15 protein-coding genes and 1 other RNA gene are annotated in these 13,427 nt (G+C 67.6%); 9 read left to right on the top strand and 7 right to left on the bottom strand.

The window, feature by feature from the left end; translation table 11 throughout:
- The 4 genes from ACOJTB_RS11050 to ssrA all read right to left on the bottom strand — a co-directional run.
- The coding region (locus tag ACOJTB_RS11050; RefSeq protein ID WP_420102572.1) for a DUF4169 family protein at nucleotides 1-78 on the bottom strand (78 nt) is incomplete at its 3' end.
- A gap of 12 nt (nucleotides 79-90) precedes the next feature.
- A complete protein-coding gene (fumC, locus tag ACOJTB_RS11045) occupies nucleotides 91-1,485 on the bottom strand; it encodes a class II fumarate hydratase (protein ID WP_420102570.1) in 1,395 nt (464 codons plus the stop codon).
- 63 nt (nucleotides 1,486-1,548) lie between these two features.
- Complete coding sequence (locus tag ACOJTB_RS11040) at nucleotides 1,549-2,145, bottom strand: SspB family protein (protein ID WP_420102569.1); 597 nt, start codon at nucleotides 2,143-2,145, stop codon at nucleotides 1,549-1,551.
- 60 nt (nucleotides 2,146-2,205) lie between these two features.
- Nucleotides 2,206-2,561, bottom strand: a transfer-messenger RNA (tmRNA) gene (gene ssrA / locus ACOJTB_RS11035).
- Nucleotides 2,562-2,729: 168 nt separating this feature from the next.
- Here ssrA and ACOJTB_RS11030 point away from each other — a divergent pair.
- The 6 genes from ACOJTB_RS11030 to ACOJTB_RS11005 all read left to right on the top strand — a co-directional run bounded on the left by ACOJTB_RS11030 (nucleotide 2,730) and on the right by ACOJTB_RS11005 (nucleotide 7,089).
- Nucleotides 2,730-3,524: a thymidylate synthase gene (locus tag ACOJTB_RS11030; RefSeq protein WP_420102568.1), complete on the top strand. Its 795-nt coding sequence runs from the start codon at nucleotides 2,730-2,732 to the stop codon at nucleotides 3,522-3,524.
- The gene (locus tag ACOJTB_RS11025; protein ID WP_420102567.1) at nucleotides 3,521-4,003 is read left to right on the top strand and encodes a GNAT family N-acetyltransferase; all 483 of its coding nucleotides are present in this window, start codon (nucleotides 3,521-3,523) and stop codon (nucleotides 4,001-4,003) included. The genes ACOJTB_RS11030 and ACOJTB_RS11025 overlap by 4 nt, the downstream gene beginning before the upstream one ends.
- A gap of 4 nt (nucleotides 4,004-4,007) precedes the next feature.
- Entirely contained in the window at nucleotides 4,008-4,526 is a 519-nt protein-coding gene (locus ACOJTB_RS11020; protein WP_420102566.1) for a dihydrofolate reductase, read from the top strand.
- A gap of 248 nt (nucleotides 4,527-4,774) precedes the next feature.
- A complete protein-coding gene (gene hflK / locus ACOJTB_RS11015) occupies nucleotides 4,775-5,941 on the top strand; it encodes an FtsH protease activity modulator HflK (protein WP_420102565.1) in 1,167 nt (388 codons plus the stop codon).
- Entirely contained in the window at nucleotides 5,938-6,879 is a 942-nt protein-coding gene (gene hflC, locus ACOJTB_RS11010; protein WP_420102564.1) for a protease modulator HflC, read from the top strand. Before hflK ends, hflC begins: the two co-directional genes overlap by 4 nt.
- Before the next feature lie 18 nt (nucleotides 6,880-6,897).
- Nucleotides 6,898-7,089, top strand: a complete 192-nt coding sequence (locus ACOJTB_RS11005; protein WP_420102563.1) for a DUF2065 domain-containing protein — start codon at nucleotides 6,898-6,900, stop codon at nucleotides 7,087-7,089.
- 62 nt (nucleotides 7,090-7,151) lie between these two features.
- Here the strand turns inward: ACOJTB_RS11005 and ACOJTB_RS11000 are convergent, their stop codons facing one another.
- A complete protein-coding gene (locus tag ACOJTB_RS11000; RefSeq protein ID WP_420102562.1) occupies nucleotides 7,152-7,283 on the bottom strand; it encodes a hypothetical protein in 132 nt (43 codons plus the stop codon).
- Here ACOJTB_RS11000 and ACOJTB_RS10995 point away from each other — a divergent pair.
- On the top strand, nucleotides 7,273-8,790 hold the full coding sequence (locus ACOJTB_RS10995; protein ID WP_420102561.1) for a DegQ family serine endoprotease: 1,518 nt from the start codon (nucleotides 7,273-7,275) through the stop codon (nucleotides 8,788-8,790). The two genes, ACOJTB_RS11000 and ACOJTB_RS10995, sit on opposite strands and share 11 nt — an antisense overlap.
- A gap of 82 nt (nucleotides 8,791-8,872) precedes the next feature.
- Here ACOJTB_RS10995 and serB read toward each other — a convergent pair whose 3' ends face one another.
- Nucleotides 8,873-9,760, bottom strand: coding sequence for a phosphoserine phosphatase SerB (gene serB / locus ACOJTB_RS10990; protein ID WP_420102560.1), 888 nt, complete (start codon nucleotides 9,758-9,760; stop codon nucleotides 8,873-8,875).
- A gap of 84 nt (nucleotides 9,761-9,844) precedes the next feature.
- Here serB and miaA point away from each other — a divergent pair, with 84 nt between their 5' ends.
- Nucleotides 9,845-10,699, top strand: coding sequence for a tRNA (adenosine(37)-N6)-dimethylallyltransferase MiaA (gene miaA, locus ACOJTB_RS10985; RefSeq protein ID WP_420102571.1), 855 nt, complete (start codon nucleotides 9,845-9,847; stop codon nucleotides 10,697-10,699).
- A 4-nt stretch (nucleotides 10,700-10,703) separates the two neighbouring features.
- On the opposite strand, the gene ACOJTB_RS10980 is transcribed toward miaA, so the two are convergent.
- Complete coding sequence (locus tag ACOJTB_RS10980) at nucleotides 10,704-12,164, bottom strand: GGDEF domain-containing protein (protein WP_420102559.1); 1,461 nt, start codon at nucleotides 12,162-12,164, stop codon at nucleotides 10,704-10,706.
- Nucleotides 12,165-12,501: 337 nt separating this feature from the next.
- Here ACOJTB_RS10980 and ACOJTB_RS10975 point away from each other — a divergent pair.
- Nucleotides 12,502-13,427: thiamine pyrophosphate-binding protein (locus ACOJTB_RS10975; protein ID WP_420102558.1), on the top strand; the 926-nt coding region annotated here is incomplete at its 3' end.

Raw genomic sequence — 13,427 nt, 5'->3', positions numbered from 1 at the left:
GTTCTGCTCGGCCTGCTTGCCCGCTTCCTCGCGCGCCTTCTGCTTGCGGACGCGGCGCAGATTGACGATCTCGGCCATGGCCCGCTCCGCTCAGGCCGGTGCGAGCATGTGCTCGGGCTTGACGGTCTCGTCGAACAATTGGGCGTCGACGCCCGCCCTCAGCGCCTCTTCGCGCAAGGTGGTGCCGTTGTGATGCGCCGATTTGGCGATGCTGGCGGCCTTGTCGTAGCCGATCGCCGGGGCGAGCGCCGTTACCAGCATCAGCGAGCGCGAGAGCAGGTCCTTCAGCTGCGTCTCGTTGGCCTCGATGCCCTCGACGCAGTTGACGCGGAAGCTCTCGGCCGCGTCCGCAAGCAATCGCACCGATTGCAGGAAGGCGGCGGCGATGACCGGCTTGAAGACGTTGAGCTCGAAATGGCCCTGCGACGCGGCGAAGCCGATCGTGGCCTGGTTGCCATGGACCTGCGTGGCCACCATCGTCAGCGCCTCGGCCTGGGTCGGGTTGACCTTGCCGGGCATGATCGAGGAGCCGGGCTCGTTTTCCGGCAGGCTGATTTCGCCGAGACCCGAGCGTGGGCCGGAGCCCATCAGGCGGATGTCGTTGGCGATCTTGAACAGGTCCGAGCCCAGCGCAGCCAGCGCGCCATGGGAGGCGGCCAGCGCGCCATGGCTGGCCAGCGCCTCGAACTTGTTCTCGGCCGTGCGGAAGGGCAGGCCGGTGAGGCCCGCGACCTCCCTGGCGAAGAGCACGGCGAAGTCCGGATGGGTGTTGAGCCCGGTTCCGACCGCGGTGCCGCCCTGCGCCAGTGCGTAGAGCCCGTCGAGCGAGGCCTCGATACGGCCGATGCCGAGGCGGACCTGCATCTCATAGCCGGAAAATTCCTGGCCGAGCGTGACGGGCGTCGCGTCCTGCAGATGGGTGCGGCCGATCTTGACCAGATCCGCGAAGGTCGCGGCCTTGTCGCCCAGCGCCTGCCCGAGCGCACGCAGCGCCGGCAGGAGCCGGCGCGTGGTCTCCAGCACGGCGGCGATGTGCATCGCGGTCGGGAAGGAATCGTTGGAGGACTGGCCGCGATTGACGTGGTCGTTGGGATGAACCGGGCTCTTGGCGCCCAGAGCCGCGCCGAGGATCTCGTTGGCACGGTTGGCCAGCACCTCGTTGGCATTCATGTTGGACTGCGTGCCGGATCCGGTCTGCCAGATCACCAAGGGAAAATGGCCGTCGAACCGGCCGGCCAGCACCTCGTCCGCCGCCTGGCCGATGGCGCCGGCGAGGCGCGGCTCGAGCAGGCCGAGCCTGGCGTTGACATGGGCCGCCGCCTTCTTGACCAGGACGAGCGCATGGACAAGCGGCAGCGGCATCCGGGCGCTTTCGCCGCCGATGCGGAAATTCTGCAGAGACCGCTGCGTCTGCGCGCCCCAGTAGCGATCGGCCGGCACCGCGATCGGGCCGAATGAATCGGTTTCGGTGCGCGTTTCACTCATGGGGCCGGTTCCGTCGAGAGGGGCGAGGGGGCGTCTGGCCGTTCGCAGCTGGGCCGATTCTCGTCAGGTCTTCTTGCGGAAGGAATCCAGGCTGACGACCTGGGCGCCGCCGGCCTCCTCCTTGTCTTCAGAGGCGTCCGGGCCGGCCTCTTCCGCCCTGGCGGGTTTCGCTGCTTCCTTGGCCGCGTTCTTGGGCATCTCAGTCTCGGCCTTCTTCACCGCGGGCAGGCCTGCCGGCACGAGCCGGGCGGGCACGGGAGCAGGCTTGTCCTCAGGCTCGGGCTCCAGAGCGACCTCCTCGGTCTCCTGCGTCTCGAATTTGAGGCCGAACTGAACCGAGGGATCGAAAAAGGTGGTGATCGCGTCGAAGGGAACGAGCAGGCGCTCCGGCACGCCGGAGAAAGACAGGCCGACCTCGAAGGCGTGGTCGCTGACGTTGAGATCCCAGAACTGGTGCTGGAGCACGATCGTCATCTCGTCGGGATGCTTCTCGCGCAGGCGCTGCGACAGGCGCACGCCCGGAGCCCCGGTGCGGAAGGTGACGTAGAAATGATGCTCGCCGGGCAGCCCGTCGCGCGCCGCCTCCGTCAGGATCTTACGGACGACGCCCTTCAGCGCGTCCTGGACCATGAGATCGTAACGAAGCACATCCTGAGACATCTGGGAGCGGTTTCCGCTTGTTGGTCCGGCGGGAACAGCCGGCAGGCCGTCACACGAAAAAGTGGAGGCTTCTGTTGCCAGGCGCCTCCGGGCCCCGCCTTACGTCGCTAAACGGAAGGACTTAGGTTTGGGAACCAGCACCGCTCACGCGGCGACAGCAACCCGAGCATTGTTGTCGTTGGCAACTATGCAATGGCCCGATAACGGCGGAACCATTCCGAGCAAAAGGAAGACCTTTACACCCTCGTCGATCCTATTTCGCCCCCGCCGAAGCCCTTCGTTTTCAAGGGCTTGGGTGGAGGCGCCGGGTACCGCCCCCGGGTCCGAAAGGCTTATTACGTAATCCGTTTATCGCCATAGCCGGTCTTGCGAACGGCAAGGCGAATATAGGCATAGCCGCCGCCGGGGGGAAGGGTGCGTCGCGGCAATTCGACGGCAAAGCGCCCTGGTGAGGCTTTCCGGCCTCAAATGCGATCTGGTCCAGCTCGCAGGCATGAGTGAAAAGCTGTTGACACCGCCGGGCTCGCCCCGCGCGCAAGCTGCCTCGAGCCGCTATGGTCCGCGGCTCTTCGACGGGATTCGCCATGCGCCAGTATCATGAGCTCCTCGACCGCGTGCTGACCGAGGGGGTCCGCAAGGACGACCGCACCGGTACCGGCACGCTCGCGGTCTTCGGCCACCAGATGCGCTTCGACCTGGGACAGGGCTTTCCGCTCGTCACCACCAAGAAGCTGCATCTGAAGTCGATCATCCACGAGCTGATCTGGTTCCTGCGCGGCGACACCAATATCGGCTATCTGCGCGAGAACGGCGTCACCATCTGGGACGAATGGGCCGATGCGAACGGTGATCTGGGCCCCGTCTATGGTCGACAATGGCGCAGCTGGGCCGCGCCGGACGGGCAGGTGATCGACCAGATCGCCTGGGTGGTGAACGAGATCAGGCGCAACCCCGATTCGCGCCGGCTGATCGTCTCCGCCTGGAATCCCGCCGATATCCCGAAAATGGCGCTGGCGCCCTGCCACTGCCTGTTCCAGTTCTTCGTTCTGGAGGGAAAACTCTCCTGCCAGCTCTATCAGCGCTCGGCCGACGTCTTCCTCGGCGTGCCCTTCAACATCGCCAGCTATGCGCTCCTCACCCATATGGTCGCGCAGGTGACGGGGCTCGGCGTCGGCGATTTCGTTCATTCCTTCGGCGACACGCATCTTTACGTGACTCACCTCGACCAGGCCCGCGAACAGCTTTCCCGCGAGCCGAAGCCGCTTCCGCGCCTCACGCTCAACCCCGCCGTCACGCGGCTCGAGGATTTCCGCTTCGAGGATGTGACGATCGAGGGCTATGAGGCCCATCCGGCGATCAAGGCGCCGATCGCGGTATGACCCTGTCCATCCGTTCCGCACGGCCCGGCGAGGCCGGCCTCGTCCTGCGCTTCGTGCGCGAGCTCGCCGAATACGAAAAGCTGCTGCACGAGGTCGATGCGACCGAGGCCGATCTCGACGATGCGCTGTTCGGCGAGAACCCGCGGGTGTTCTGCGACATCGCCGAATGGGCGGGGGAGCCGGTCGGCTTCGCCCTGTGGTTCTACACCTACTCCACCTTCCGCGGCCGTCACGGCATCTGGCTGGAGGATCTCTATGTTCAGCCCGAGCAGCGCGGCCGGGGCATCGGCAAGGCGCTGATCGCCCAGCTGGCGAGGCGCTGCATCGACGAGGATCTGCCCCGGCTCGCCTGGTGGGTGCTGAACTGGAACGAGCCTTCGCGCGTGTTCTACCGCTCGATCGGCGCGAAGGCGCAGGACGAGTGGACGGTGAAGCGGCTGGAGGGCGAAGCCCTGGCGAAGCTCGGCGCGGACGGGTGAGGCGGTGAGCGCTCTGCCTCTCGTGCTCGTCGCCGCCATCGCCGAGAACGGCGTCATCGGCAGCGACAACCGGCTGATCTGGCGGCTGAAGAGCGATCTCAGGCGTTTTCGCGAGATCACGATGGGGTGCCCGATCATCATGGGTCGCAAGACCTATCTGTCGATCGGCAAGCCGCTGCCGGGGCGGCGCACGATCGTGCTGACCCGGGATGCGGGCTTCGTTGCGGCCGAGGGGGTCGCCATCGCCCATTCGGTCGAGCAGGCGGTCGCGCTCGGCCGGACGATCGGGGGAGAGATGGCGGCGCCGGCGATCATCATCGGCGGCGGCACCGAGATCTACCGCCAGATGCTGCCGCTGGCGGACCGGCTGGAGCTGACGCTGGTGAAAGCCTCGCCCGACGGCGATGCGGTTTTCCCTGACTGGGACCGTTCTGCCTTCGCCGAGGTCTGTCGCCAAGATCACCAGGCTGACGCCGAGAACGAGTACGGATTCAGCTTTCGGCGTTACGAGCGCGCGGGCTGAGGCGCCGCACGCGGCGTTTGGACGCATTTGCGGCGCCGTTGCGGCAGGGTTCGGGCCCCTGCGGGGCTTTCGCATGATGCGCAACAGCCCGAAACGAGGCTTTCCGTTCACGATGAATGGCTTGCGCCGTTGACGAATCCGTGGCCCATGACCAACTCAGGCCGGCGTTCCGCGACGGGCGCCGTCATCGGGCGGCCATCCGGCCGGGCCGCACATACGACAAGCTTGCGAAAGGGAACGGGCCGAGAATGCCTTGGAGCAACCAGAGCGGCGGTGGCAGTGGCGGGGGCGGACCCTGGGGCCAGCGCGGAGGCAGTGGTGGCGGCGGCCCGTGGGGCGGCGGCTCCGGAGGCGGCGGCGGCAACGGCAATCCGCCCGATCTCGAGGATATTCTGCGGCGCAGCCAGGACCGGCTGAAGGACTTCATGCCGGGCGGCAATCTCGGCGGGCGCGGGCTTCTGCTCGGCCTGCTGGCGATCGTCGTGATCTGGCTGCTCTCGGGCATCTATTTCGTGCGCCCGAACGAGGTCGGCCTCAATCTCGTCTTCGGCAAATATGTCGGCAAGACCGGCGAAGGCATGAACTGGAACTGGCCCTATCCGGTCGGGTCCGTGGTCAAGCCGCAGGTGACGAACGTGATCACCACAGAGGTCGGCTTCCGCACGGTCGAGTCGATGCGCACATCGCGCCAGACCGACGTGACCGAGGAAAGCCTCATGCTGACGGGCGATGAGAACATCGTCGACATCGACTTCATCGTGCAGTGGCAGATCGACCCGGCCGCGCCCGAAAACTACGTCTTCAACATCCAGGATCCGCCGGGCACGGTAAAGGCCGTGGCCGAGAGCGCGATGCGCGAGATCGTGGGCAAGCGCAACATCCAGCCGGTGCTGACGACCGATCGCGGCGCGATCGAGAGCGAGGTGCGCCAGCTGATGCAGGACACGCTGAACATCTACAAGGCCGGCGTGCAGATCCGCCTCGTGCAGCTGCAGAAGGTCGATCCGCCGCAGCAGGTCATCGACGCTTTCCGCGATGTCCAGGCCGCGCGCGCCGACCAGGAGCGCCTGCGCAACGAGGCGCAGACCTATGCCAACCGCGTGGTGCCGGAGGCCCGCGGGCGCGCCGCGCAGCTGACGCAGGCCGCCGAGGCCTACAAGGAGCAGACCGTCGCTGAGGCGCGCGGCCAGGCCAGCCGCTTCAACGCAGTCTATCAGCAGTACAAGAACGCTCCGGGCGTGACGCGCGAGCGTCTCTTCCTGGAGACGATGGAACGGGTGATGGGCGGAACCGAGAAGATCATCCTCGACCAGACCGGCAACGGCCAGGGCGTCGTGCCCTATCTGCCGCTCGGGGAATTGCAGCAGCAGCGCCGTCCCGGCACGGGCGCCCCGCAGCAGGGAGGCACGCGATGAATGGGTCCTTCCTTCGCGCGGCCGCGCTCGTCGTCGTCGCCGCCGCCGCCGTGGTCTTCTACGCCTGCACCTTCATCGTCTCGCAGACCCAGTCGGCGCTGGTTCTACGCCTGGGCGCGGTGCGCAGCGTGGTGACGGCGCCGGGGCTCTATTTCAAGCTCCCGGCTCCGTTCGACCAGGTCACGCTGCTCGACAACCGCATCCTCGATCTCGACCTGCCGGCGCAGGAAATCATCGCCTCGGACCAGAAGCGGCTCGTCGTCGATGCCTTCACCCGCTACCGGATCTCCGATCCACTGCGCTTCTACCAGGCGGTCAACAACATCCCCCGCGCCAATTCGCAGCTGACCTCGATCGTCAACGGCAATGTCCGCTCGGTGCTGGCGGAGGCGACCTTCACCGATGTGGTGCGCACCGAGCGTTCGCGGCTGATGGGCCGCATCCGCGACGTGGTGAACCGCGAGGCGGACCGCTTCGGTATGACCGTCGTCGACGTCAAGCTGCGGCGCGTCGATCTGCCGGCCGCGAACTCGGCCGCGGTGTTCCAGCGCATGCAGACCGAACGCCAGCGCGAGGCGGCCGAGGCACGCGCGCTCGGCGGTCAGCAGGCGCAGGAGATCAGGGCGCGGGCGGACAGGGACTCGACGGTCATCGTCGCCGAAGCCCAGCAGCATGCGGACGAGATCCGCGGACAGGGCGAAGGCGAGCGCAACAAGGTGTTCGCCGAGGCCTTCGGTCAGGATCCCGAGTTCTTCGCCTTCTATCGCTCGATGCAGGCCTATGAAGCCAGCATCAAGCCCGGCGATACGCGCATGGTCCTGACCCCTGACTCGCCGTTCTTCCAGTTCTTCAACGGGCCCAACGCGCAGCGTGGGAACGGCCAGCCGCAGGCGCCCGCCGCCTCGGCACCGGCCGCACCTGCCCCTGCGCGGCCCTGATCGGCACGGGCTGCGGCGATGTGGGATTTCATCGCGGCGCTCGGGCTGGTTTTCGCCATCGAGGGCATTCTCTTCGCCGCGATCCCGCATCTGGCGAAGGATGCCCTGCGCAGTGCGGCCGAGACCCCGCCCGACCAGATGCGGCTGATCGGGCTCGGCTCCGCCGTGCTCGGCGTCGTTCTGGTCTGGCTGGCGCGCGGCACCTGGTAGGACGGACGCGGCGCTCGGCCACGGCGAGATGACGCGATCGTGCGTCGCTCTCATGCCGCAATTCAGGGTTCAATCTGGCGCCGAGTTTGCGCCGCCTTCACGCCCGGATCGCGCGCCGTGACCGTCCTCGCGACGGGCGCATGGCGATCGAGACCGGCCAGCCTTTCCGACACGAGGATTTCGATGGCATTCAAAACCGTTTCCGCCGCTGTCCGCCCGGCTCGCCTGACGCTCGCCGCCGCCGTGACAGCGCTGGCGCTGGCGAGCCCGGTGGTCGGGCTGGCCCAGGCGCAGGCCAACACCCCGCTGCTGCAGGGGCAGACCTCGCTGGCCGATCTGGTCGAGCGGGTGATGCCGGCGGTGGTGAACATCTCGGCCGTGACCACGGCCGATACGCGCGGCCGCAACATGCCGCAACTGCCGCAGCTGGGGCCGGACACGCCCTTCGGCGACCTGTTCGAGGAGTTCTTCAACCGTCGCAACCAGCAGGGAGAGCGCCAGGCGCCGCAGCAGCGCCGCTCGCAATCGGCGGGCTCCGGCTTCATCATCGATGCCGCCGGCCTGATCGTGACCAACAACCACGTCATCGGCGACGCCAACGAGATCACCGCCATCCTCAGCGACGGCACCCGGCTGAAGGCCGAGGTGGTTGGCAAGGACAGCAAGGTCGATCTCGCCGTGCTGCGGGTGAAGTCGGACAAGCCGCTGCCCTTCGTGAAGTTCGGCGATTCCGACAAGATGCGGATCGGCGACCCGGTGATGGCGATCGGCAATCCGTTCGGGCTCGGCGGCTCGGTCTCCTCCGGCATCGTCTCGGCGCGCAACCGCGACATCAGCCAGGGGCCCTACGACACCTATATTCAGACCGACGCCGCCATCAACAAGGGCAATTCAGGCGGTCCGCTGTTCAACATGGCGGGTGAGGTGATCGGCATCAACACGGCGATCCTCTCGCCCACAGGCGGCTCGGTCGGCATCGGCTTCGCCGTGCCCTCGTCGCTGGCCACCAATATCGTCGAGCAGCTGAAGGATTTCGGCGAGACCCGCCGGGGCTGGCTCGGCGTGCGCATCCAGAGCGTCGACGATGCCACCGCCGAGGCGCTCGGCCTCGGCACCGCGCGCGGCGCTCTGATCGCCGGCGTCGACGAGAAGGGCCCTGCCAAGCCGGCGGGGCTGGAGACCGGTGACGTGATCACCAAGTTCGACGGCAAGGACGTCAAGGATTCGCGGGATCTGCCGCGCATCGTCGCGGCCACGCCGGTCGGCAAGGACGTGCCGGTGCTGATCATGCGCAAGGGCAAGGAGCTGACCAAGTCGGTGAAGCTCGGCCGGCTCGAGGATGGCGAGAAGACCCAGACCGCCGCGGCCAGCAAGCCGCAGGCGGAGGCCGCCAAGCCCGCAGTCGCGACTGCGTTGGGCCTCGAGCTTTCCGCCCAGAACGACGAGCTGCGCAAGCGCTACACGCTGAAGGACGGCCTCAAGGGCGTGATCGTCACGAAGGTCGATCCCAATTCGAATGCGGCCGACAAGCGGATCCAGGTCGGCGAGCTGATCGTGGAGATCGGCCAGGAGGCGGTGAACTCGCCGGAGGACGTGACCAAGCGCCTCGATGCGCTGAAGAAGGAGGGCAAGAAATCGGCCCTTCTGCTGGTCGCCAACGCGCAGGGCGAGGTCCGCTTCGTCGCGCTGGCGATGAACTGAGCGACGGATCCATTCTCGGATATGAGAAAGGCGGCCCCAGCGGGCCGCCTTTTTTGGTGCAGGAGGGCGCTGGACGCTGCGCTCAGCCCCTCACGATCTCCTCGCCCTTATAGCCCTGAGCGTAGAGCAGAGCGGTCAGATCGGCATGCTCCAGCCGCGCATGGGCGGCGGCGGCGACGGCCGGCTTGGCGCGGAAGGCGATGCCGAGGCCGGCTTCACCGAGCATGGCGAGGTCGTTGGCGCCGTCGCCCACCGCCATGGTCTGCTCGGGGCCGAGGCCGAAGCGGCTGCGCAGTTCCACGAGCGAATCCAGCTTGGCCTGCTTGCCGAGAATGGGGTCCGCGACCGTGCCCGTGAGGATGCCGTCCTCAGCGATCAGCACGTTGGAGCGGTGCTCGTCGAAGCCGATCGTCGCGCTGATGGGGCCGGTGAAGACGGTGAACCCGCCCGAGACCAGCGCGGTATAGGCGCCGTTCGCGCGCATGGTGCGCACGAGTTCGCGCCCTCCCGGGGTCAGGGTGATGCGCTCGCGGATGATCTCGTCGACCACCGAGAGCTTCACGCCCTTCAGCAGGGCCACGCGCTCGCGCAAAGCCGGCTCGAAGGCGATCTCGCCGCGCATCGCCCGCTCGGTAATGGCCGAGACGAGATCCTTCAGCCCGACATAGGCGGCGAGTTCGTCGATGCATTCCTGCCCGATCATGGTCGAATCCATATCGGCGAGGAACAGCGCCTTGCGGCGCGTGGCCGCCGGCTGGACGATGAGGTCGATCGCCGCTTCGCCGAGCGCGATGCGCAGATCGGCTTCGAGCTTGCGCGGCTGCGCGCCTTCCGCGAAGAGATCGGCGGCGACACCGCTCTCCAGCACAGCCGAACTGGTGACGCTCGCGACCTCGCGGCTCAGCCTCGCGATCAGGGCGGCATCGACCAGAGAGCCGCCGGTGGCGGAAACGAGCGTCGCGACGAGCATGGGACGGACCGGGTGCGGCAGGACAAGACGATCAGGGCGGTGCTCATCGCAGGTCCGACCGCGAGCGGCAAGTCCGCCCTCGCCATGACGCTGGCCCGCGAGTTCGGCGGCGTCGTCGTCAATGCGGATTCGATGCAGGTCTATGGCGATCTGCGCATCCTCTCCGCGCGACCGAGCCCTGCGGAGGAGGCGGCGGTGCCGCACCGGCTCTACGGGCATGTCGACGGTGCGGTGAACTCTTCGGCGATGCGCTATGTCGCGGATGTCGCGGCACTGCTGCCGGCGCTGCGGCAGGACGGGCTGCTGCCGATTCTCGTCGGCGGGACGGGGCTCTATTTCAAGGCGCTGACCGAGGGGTTCTCGGCGATGCCGCCGGTGCCGGAGCCGGTGCGGCAGGCTTTTCGCAAGCGGGCGGAGGGGGTGGCGACCGAGGCGCTGCATGAAGAACTCGCCGACCGCGACCCCGAGATGGCGGGCAGGCTGCGCCCCAGCGACAGGATGCGGATCATGCGCGCCATCGAGGTGCATCTGGCGACAGGCCGCTCGCTGGCGAGCTTCCAGGGGGAGCGCGAGGCCGGGCCGCTCGGCGAGGTGGAGACCTTGCGCCTCTTCATCCAGCCCGAGCGGGAGGCGGTGCGCGCAGCGATCGACCGCCGTTTCGAGACGATGATCGCCGAGGGGGCGCTGGATGAGGTGTCGCGGCTGAAGGCGCGCGGGCTCGATCCGCTGCTGCCGATCATGCGCGCCCATGGCGTGCCCGGGCTGATCGCGCATCTCGATGGCGAGATCGGCCTCGACGAGGCGATCCGGCGCGGGCAGGCCGATACGCGCGCCTATGCCAAACGGCAGGTGACCTGGTTCCGCCACCAGATGGCGGGGTGGGAGGCGGTGGCGCCCGAGGGAGCGCTGGCGCTGGCCCGCAGCCGGCTCGCGCCCTGAGGTATCAGGCGGCGACGGCGACGGCCTCGGCCTCTGCCAGGGCGATACGGTTGCGGCCCTCCTTCTTGGCGCGGTAGAGCGCCTCGTCGGCCCGGGCGGTCAGCACCGCCAGGGTTTCGCCGCTGCGATGGGTGGCGATGCCGCAGCTGGCGGTGACAGCGAGAGCCAGGGTCTCGGACACCGGCAGGGCCCGAGCGGCCAGGGCCTTCTGCAGACGCCGCGCCTTTCGCAGCGCATCCGCGCTGTCTCCCAGGACGAGGATCGCGAATTCCTCGCCGCCGAAACGCCCGACGAGCGAATTGGGCCGCTTGAAGACGCCGAGCAGCAGATCGGCGAAGGCGCGGATGACCGCGTCCCCGGCCGGATGACCGTGTTTGTCGTTGATGCGCTTGAAGTGATCGAGATCGACGATCAGCAGCGATATGAGCTGGCCGGCTGGCCGGTCGCCGCCCAGAGCCGCCTCGGCCTTTTCCGCAAAGGAGCGGCGGTTGAGCAGCGCGGTCAGCGGGTCGGTCTCGGCCAGGCGGCGCAATTCGAGCTCGCGCTGCTCGCGCTGGCCGATCTCCTCGGACAGGGCGCGGCGGGTCGCCCGCTCGATGCCGACTTCGAGCGCGAGCGTCGCCGCGCGCTGCTCGAGGGAGCGGTTGGCCCGCATCAGCGCGGAGATGTCGGACAGCGTGATCACCAGCCCGTCGCCGAGGAGCGCCAGCGAGACCTGGAGCCAGACCGGGCGATCGCCCGCCACGAATTCGACCTCGAACTGGTCGGGCCGCAGCAATTCGACCGCGAAGCGCAACCGGCTCCAGATCTCGTCGCCCGCCAGAAAGGGCAGGAACTCGCGCACATCGCCGCTCAGCCTGATCTGCGCATCGCTGCCGCACAGCGCGGAGACGCGTTGATTGGCGGAGAGCACGGCGAGCCCCGTCAGCGCGCCGGCGTCGTCGCGCCTGGCCTCGACCGCCACGATGCCGAAAGGAGAGGTCTCCATCAGCAGCATGAGGAATTCCTCGCGGAAGCTCATCTGCCGGCAGAAGACGATGAGGTGGCGCCCGCCCTCGGCATCCGTCGTGGGCAGGATCAGCCTTTCGAAAATGCCGACCCGCGCCGTGCGGATGGTGCGATGCACGGTGTAGGTGGCGACGCCCTCCGCCATGGCGCGGTCGTAGCAGCGGATGGTGAATTCCGCGACGTCGCTCTGCAGATCGGTGACATAGCCGCCGGTGCGGTCGCGACCGGTCGTGCGCGGAAGCGTGCGTCCGCAGGAATCGTAGCGGTAGTCCCCGCTCTCGGTGGGGGAAAGGAGCATGAGGTCGTGGCCGGCAGCCTCCATCGCGAGCCGCGTCAGCTCCTCATGCGGCGCGCCGGCCGGCCCGCCGGCCAGTCGCTCGAAATGCGCCATCAACACCGCGACCTCGGGAGCATGGGCGCGGGTGAGAATGCTGCCTGGATTGACGTCCTGATACATGCCGCGTCCCGTGAACCGAGACGACGTTAGGTCACTCGGGCTTGCCAAATCGTTCCCGCGGCCGGTCCGGTTCCCTGCTGATGCGACTCTTTTCCGACAGCGTTGCCGATTGCTTAACCCTTGACCGGCGCGTGCGGCTCGGCTAGCGTCCGGCAACTTCCGCAAAGGATCACGAGCGCGATGCGCAAGCTTATTCTCGTAGAGGTGCGCTGGTAGGGGCCGGTTTCAAGACCGGGCGTCCCCGACGCCAGCGCATGCCCAGGCCCCTCCGAGGGCCTTTTTTATTGCCCGAAATTCCGACGTACCGACACAAGAAACAGGCCGCGAGGAGACCGTTATGAGCGAGATGATGACCGGAGCCGAAATGGTCGTCCGCGCGCTTCAGGACCAGGGAGTCGAGCATCTGTTCGGCTATCCCGGCGGCGCCGTGCTCCCGATCTACGACGCGATCTTTCAGCAGGACAAGGTCAAGCATGTGCTCGTCCGGCATGAGCAGGGCGCGGTCCATGCGGCCGAGGGCTATGCCCGTTCCGGCCCCGGCAAGGTCGGCTGCGTCCTCGTCACCTCCGGCCCCGGCGCGACCAACGCCGTCACGGGCCTGACCGACGCGCTGCTGGATTCGATCCCGCTCGTCGTCATCACCGGCCAGGTGCCGACGCATCTGATCGGCTCCGACGCCTTCCAGGAATGCGACACGGTCGGCATCACCCGCTCCTGCACCAAGCATAATTACCTCGTGAAGAGCATCGCGGATCTGCCGCGCATCCTGCACGAGGCCTTCTATGTCGCCGCCAATGGCCGGCCCGGCCCGGTCGTTATCGACATCCCGAAGGATATCCAGTTCGCCACCGGCCTCTACAGCCGCCCGCGCGACAACCAGCACAAGACCTACCGGCCGGTGGTCAAGGGCGACCTCGCCAAGATCAAGGCGGCGGTCGAACTGATCGCCTCGGCCAAGAAGCCGATCTTCTACACCGGCGGCGGCGTCATCAATTCCGGCCCGCACGCCTCGGCGCTGCTGCGCGAGTTCGCGCGGCTGACGGGCTTTCCCGTCACCTCGACGCTGATGGGCCTCGGCGCCTTCCCGGCGGCGGACAAGCAGTGGCTCGGCATGCTGGGCATGCACGGGACCTATGAGGCGAACCTCGCGATGCATGACTGCGACGTCATGATCAATATCGGCGCGCGCTTCGACGACCGCATCACCGGGCGCATCGACGGCTTCTCGCCGCGCTCGAAGAAGATCCATATCGACATCGACCC

Origin of the sequence: Allobosea sp. (assembly GCF_048595345.1) — a bacterium.
GTDB lineage: Bacteria > Pseudomonadota > Alphaproteobacteria > Rhizobiales > Beijerinckiaceae > Allobosea.
Note: the sequence above shows the minus strand (reverse complement) of the source record. Positions and strands in the feature narration are given on the sequence as shown.

What these genes read in the sequence shown, in the direction of transcription:
- miaA (WP_420102571.1), top strand. Translation starts at nt 9,845, where the DNA reads ATGACGCTGGCCCGCGAGTTCGGCGGCGTCGTCGTCAATGCGGATTCG.
- serB (WP_420102560.1), bottom strand. Translation starts at nt 9,760, where the DNA reads ATGCTCGTCGCGACGCTCGTTTCCGCCACCGGCGGCTCTCTGGTCGAT.
- hflK (WP_420102565.1), top strand. Translation starts at nt 4,775, where the DNA reads ATGCCTTGGAGCAACCAGAGCGGCGGTGGCAGTGGCGGGGGCGGACCC.
- ACOJTB_RS11040 (WP_420102569.1), bottom strand. Translation starts at nt 2,145, where the DNA reads ATGTCTCAGGATGTGCTTCGTTACGATCTCATGGTCCAGGACGCGCTG.
- ACOJTB_RS11030 (WP_420102568.1), top strand. Translation starts at nt 2,730, where the DNA reads ATGCGCCAGTATCATGAGCTCCTCGACCGCGTGCTGACCGAGGGGGTC.
- hflC (WP_420102564.1), top strand. Translation starts at nt 5,938, where the DNA reads ATGAATGGGTCCTTCCTTCGCGCGGCCGCGCTCGTCGTCGTCGCCGCC.
- ACOJTB_RS10980 (WP_420102559.1), bottom strand. Translation starts at nt 12,164, where the DNA reads ATGTATCAGGACGTCAATCCAGGCAGCATTCTCACCCGCGCCCATGCT.
- ACOJTB_RS10995 (WP_420102561.1), top strand. Translation starts at nt 7,273, where the DNA reads ATGGCATTCAAAACCGTTTCCGCCGCTGTCCGCCCGGCTCGCCTGACG.
- ACOJTB_RS11005 (WP_420102563.1), top strand. Translation starts at nt 6,898, where the DNA reads ATGTGGGATTTCATCGCGGCGCTCGGGCTGGTTTTCGCCATCGAGGGC.
- fumC (WP_420102570.1), bottom strand. Translation starts at nt 1,485, where the DNA reads ATGAGTGAAACGCGCACCGAAACCGATTCATTCGGCCCGATCGCGGTG.
- ACOJTB_RS11025 (WP_420102567.1), top strand. Translation starts at nt 3,521, where the DNA reads ATGACCCTGTCCATCCGTTCCGCACGGCCCGGCGAGGCCGGCCTCGTC.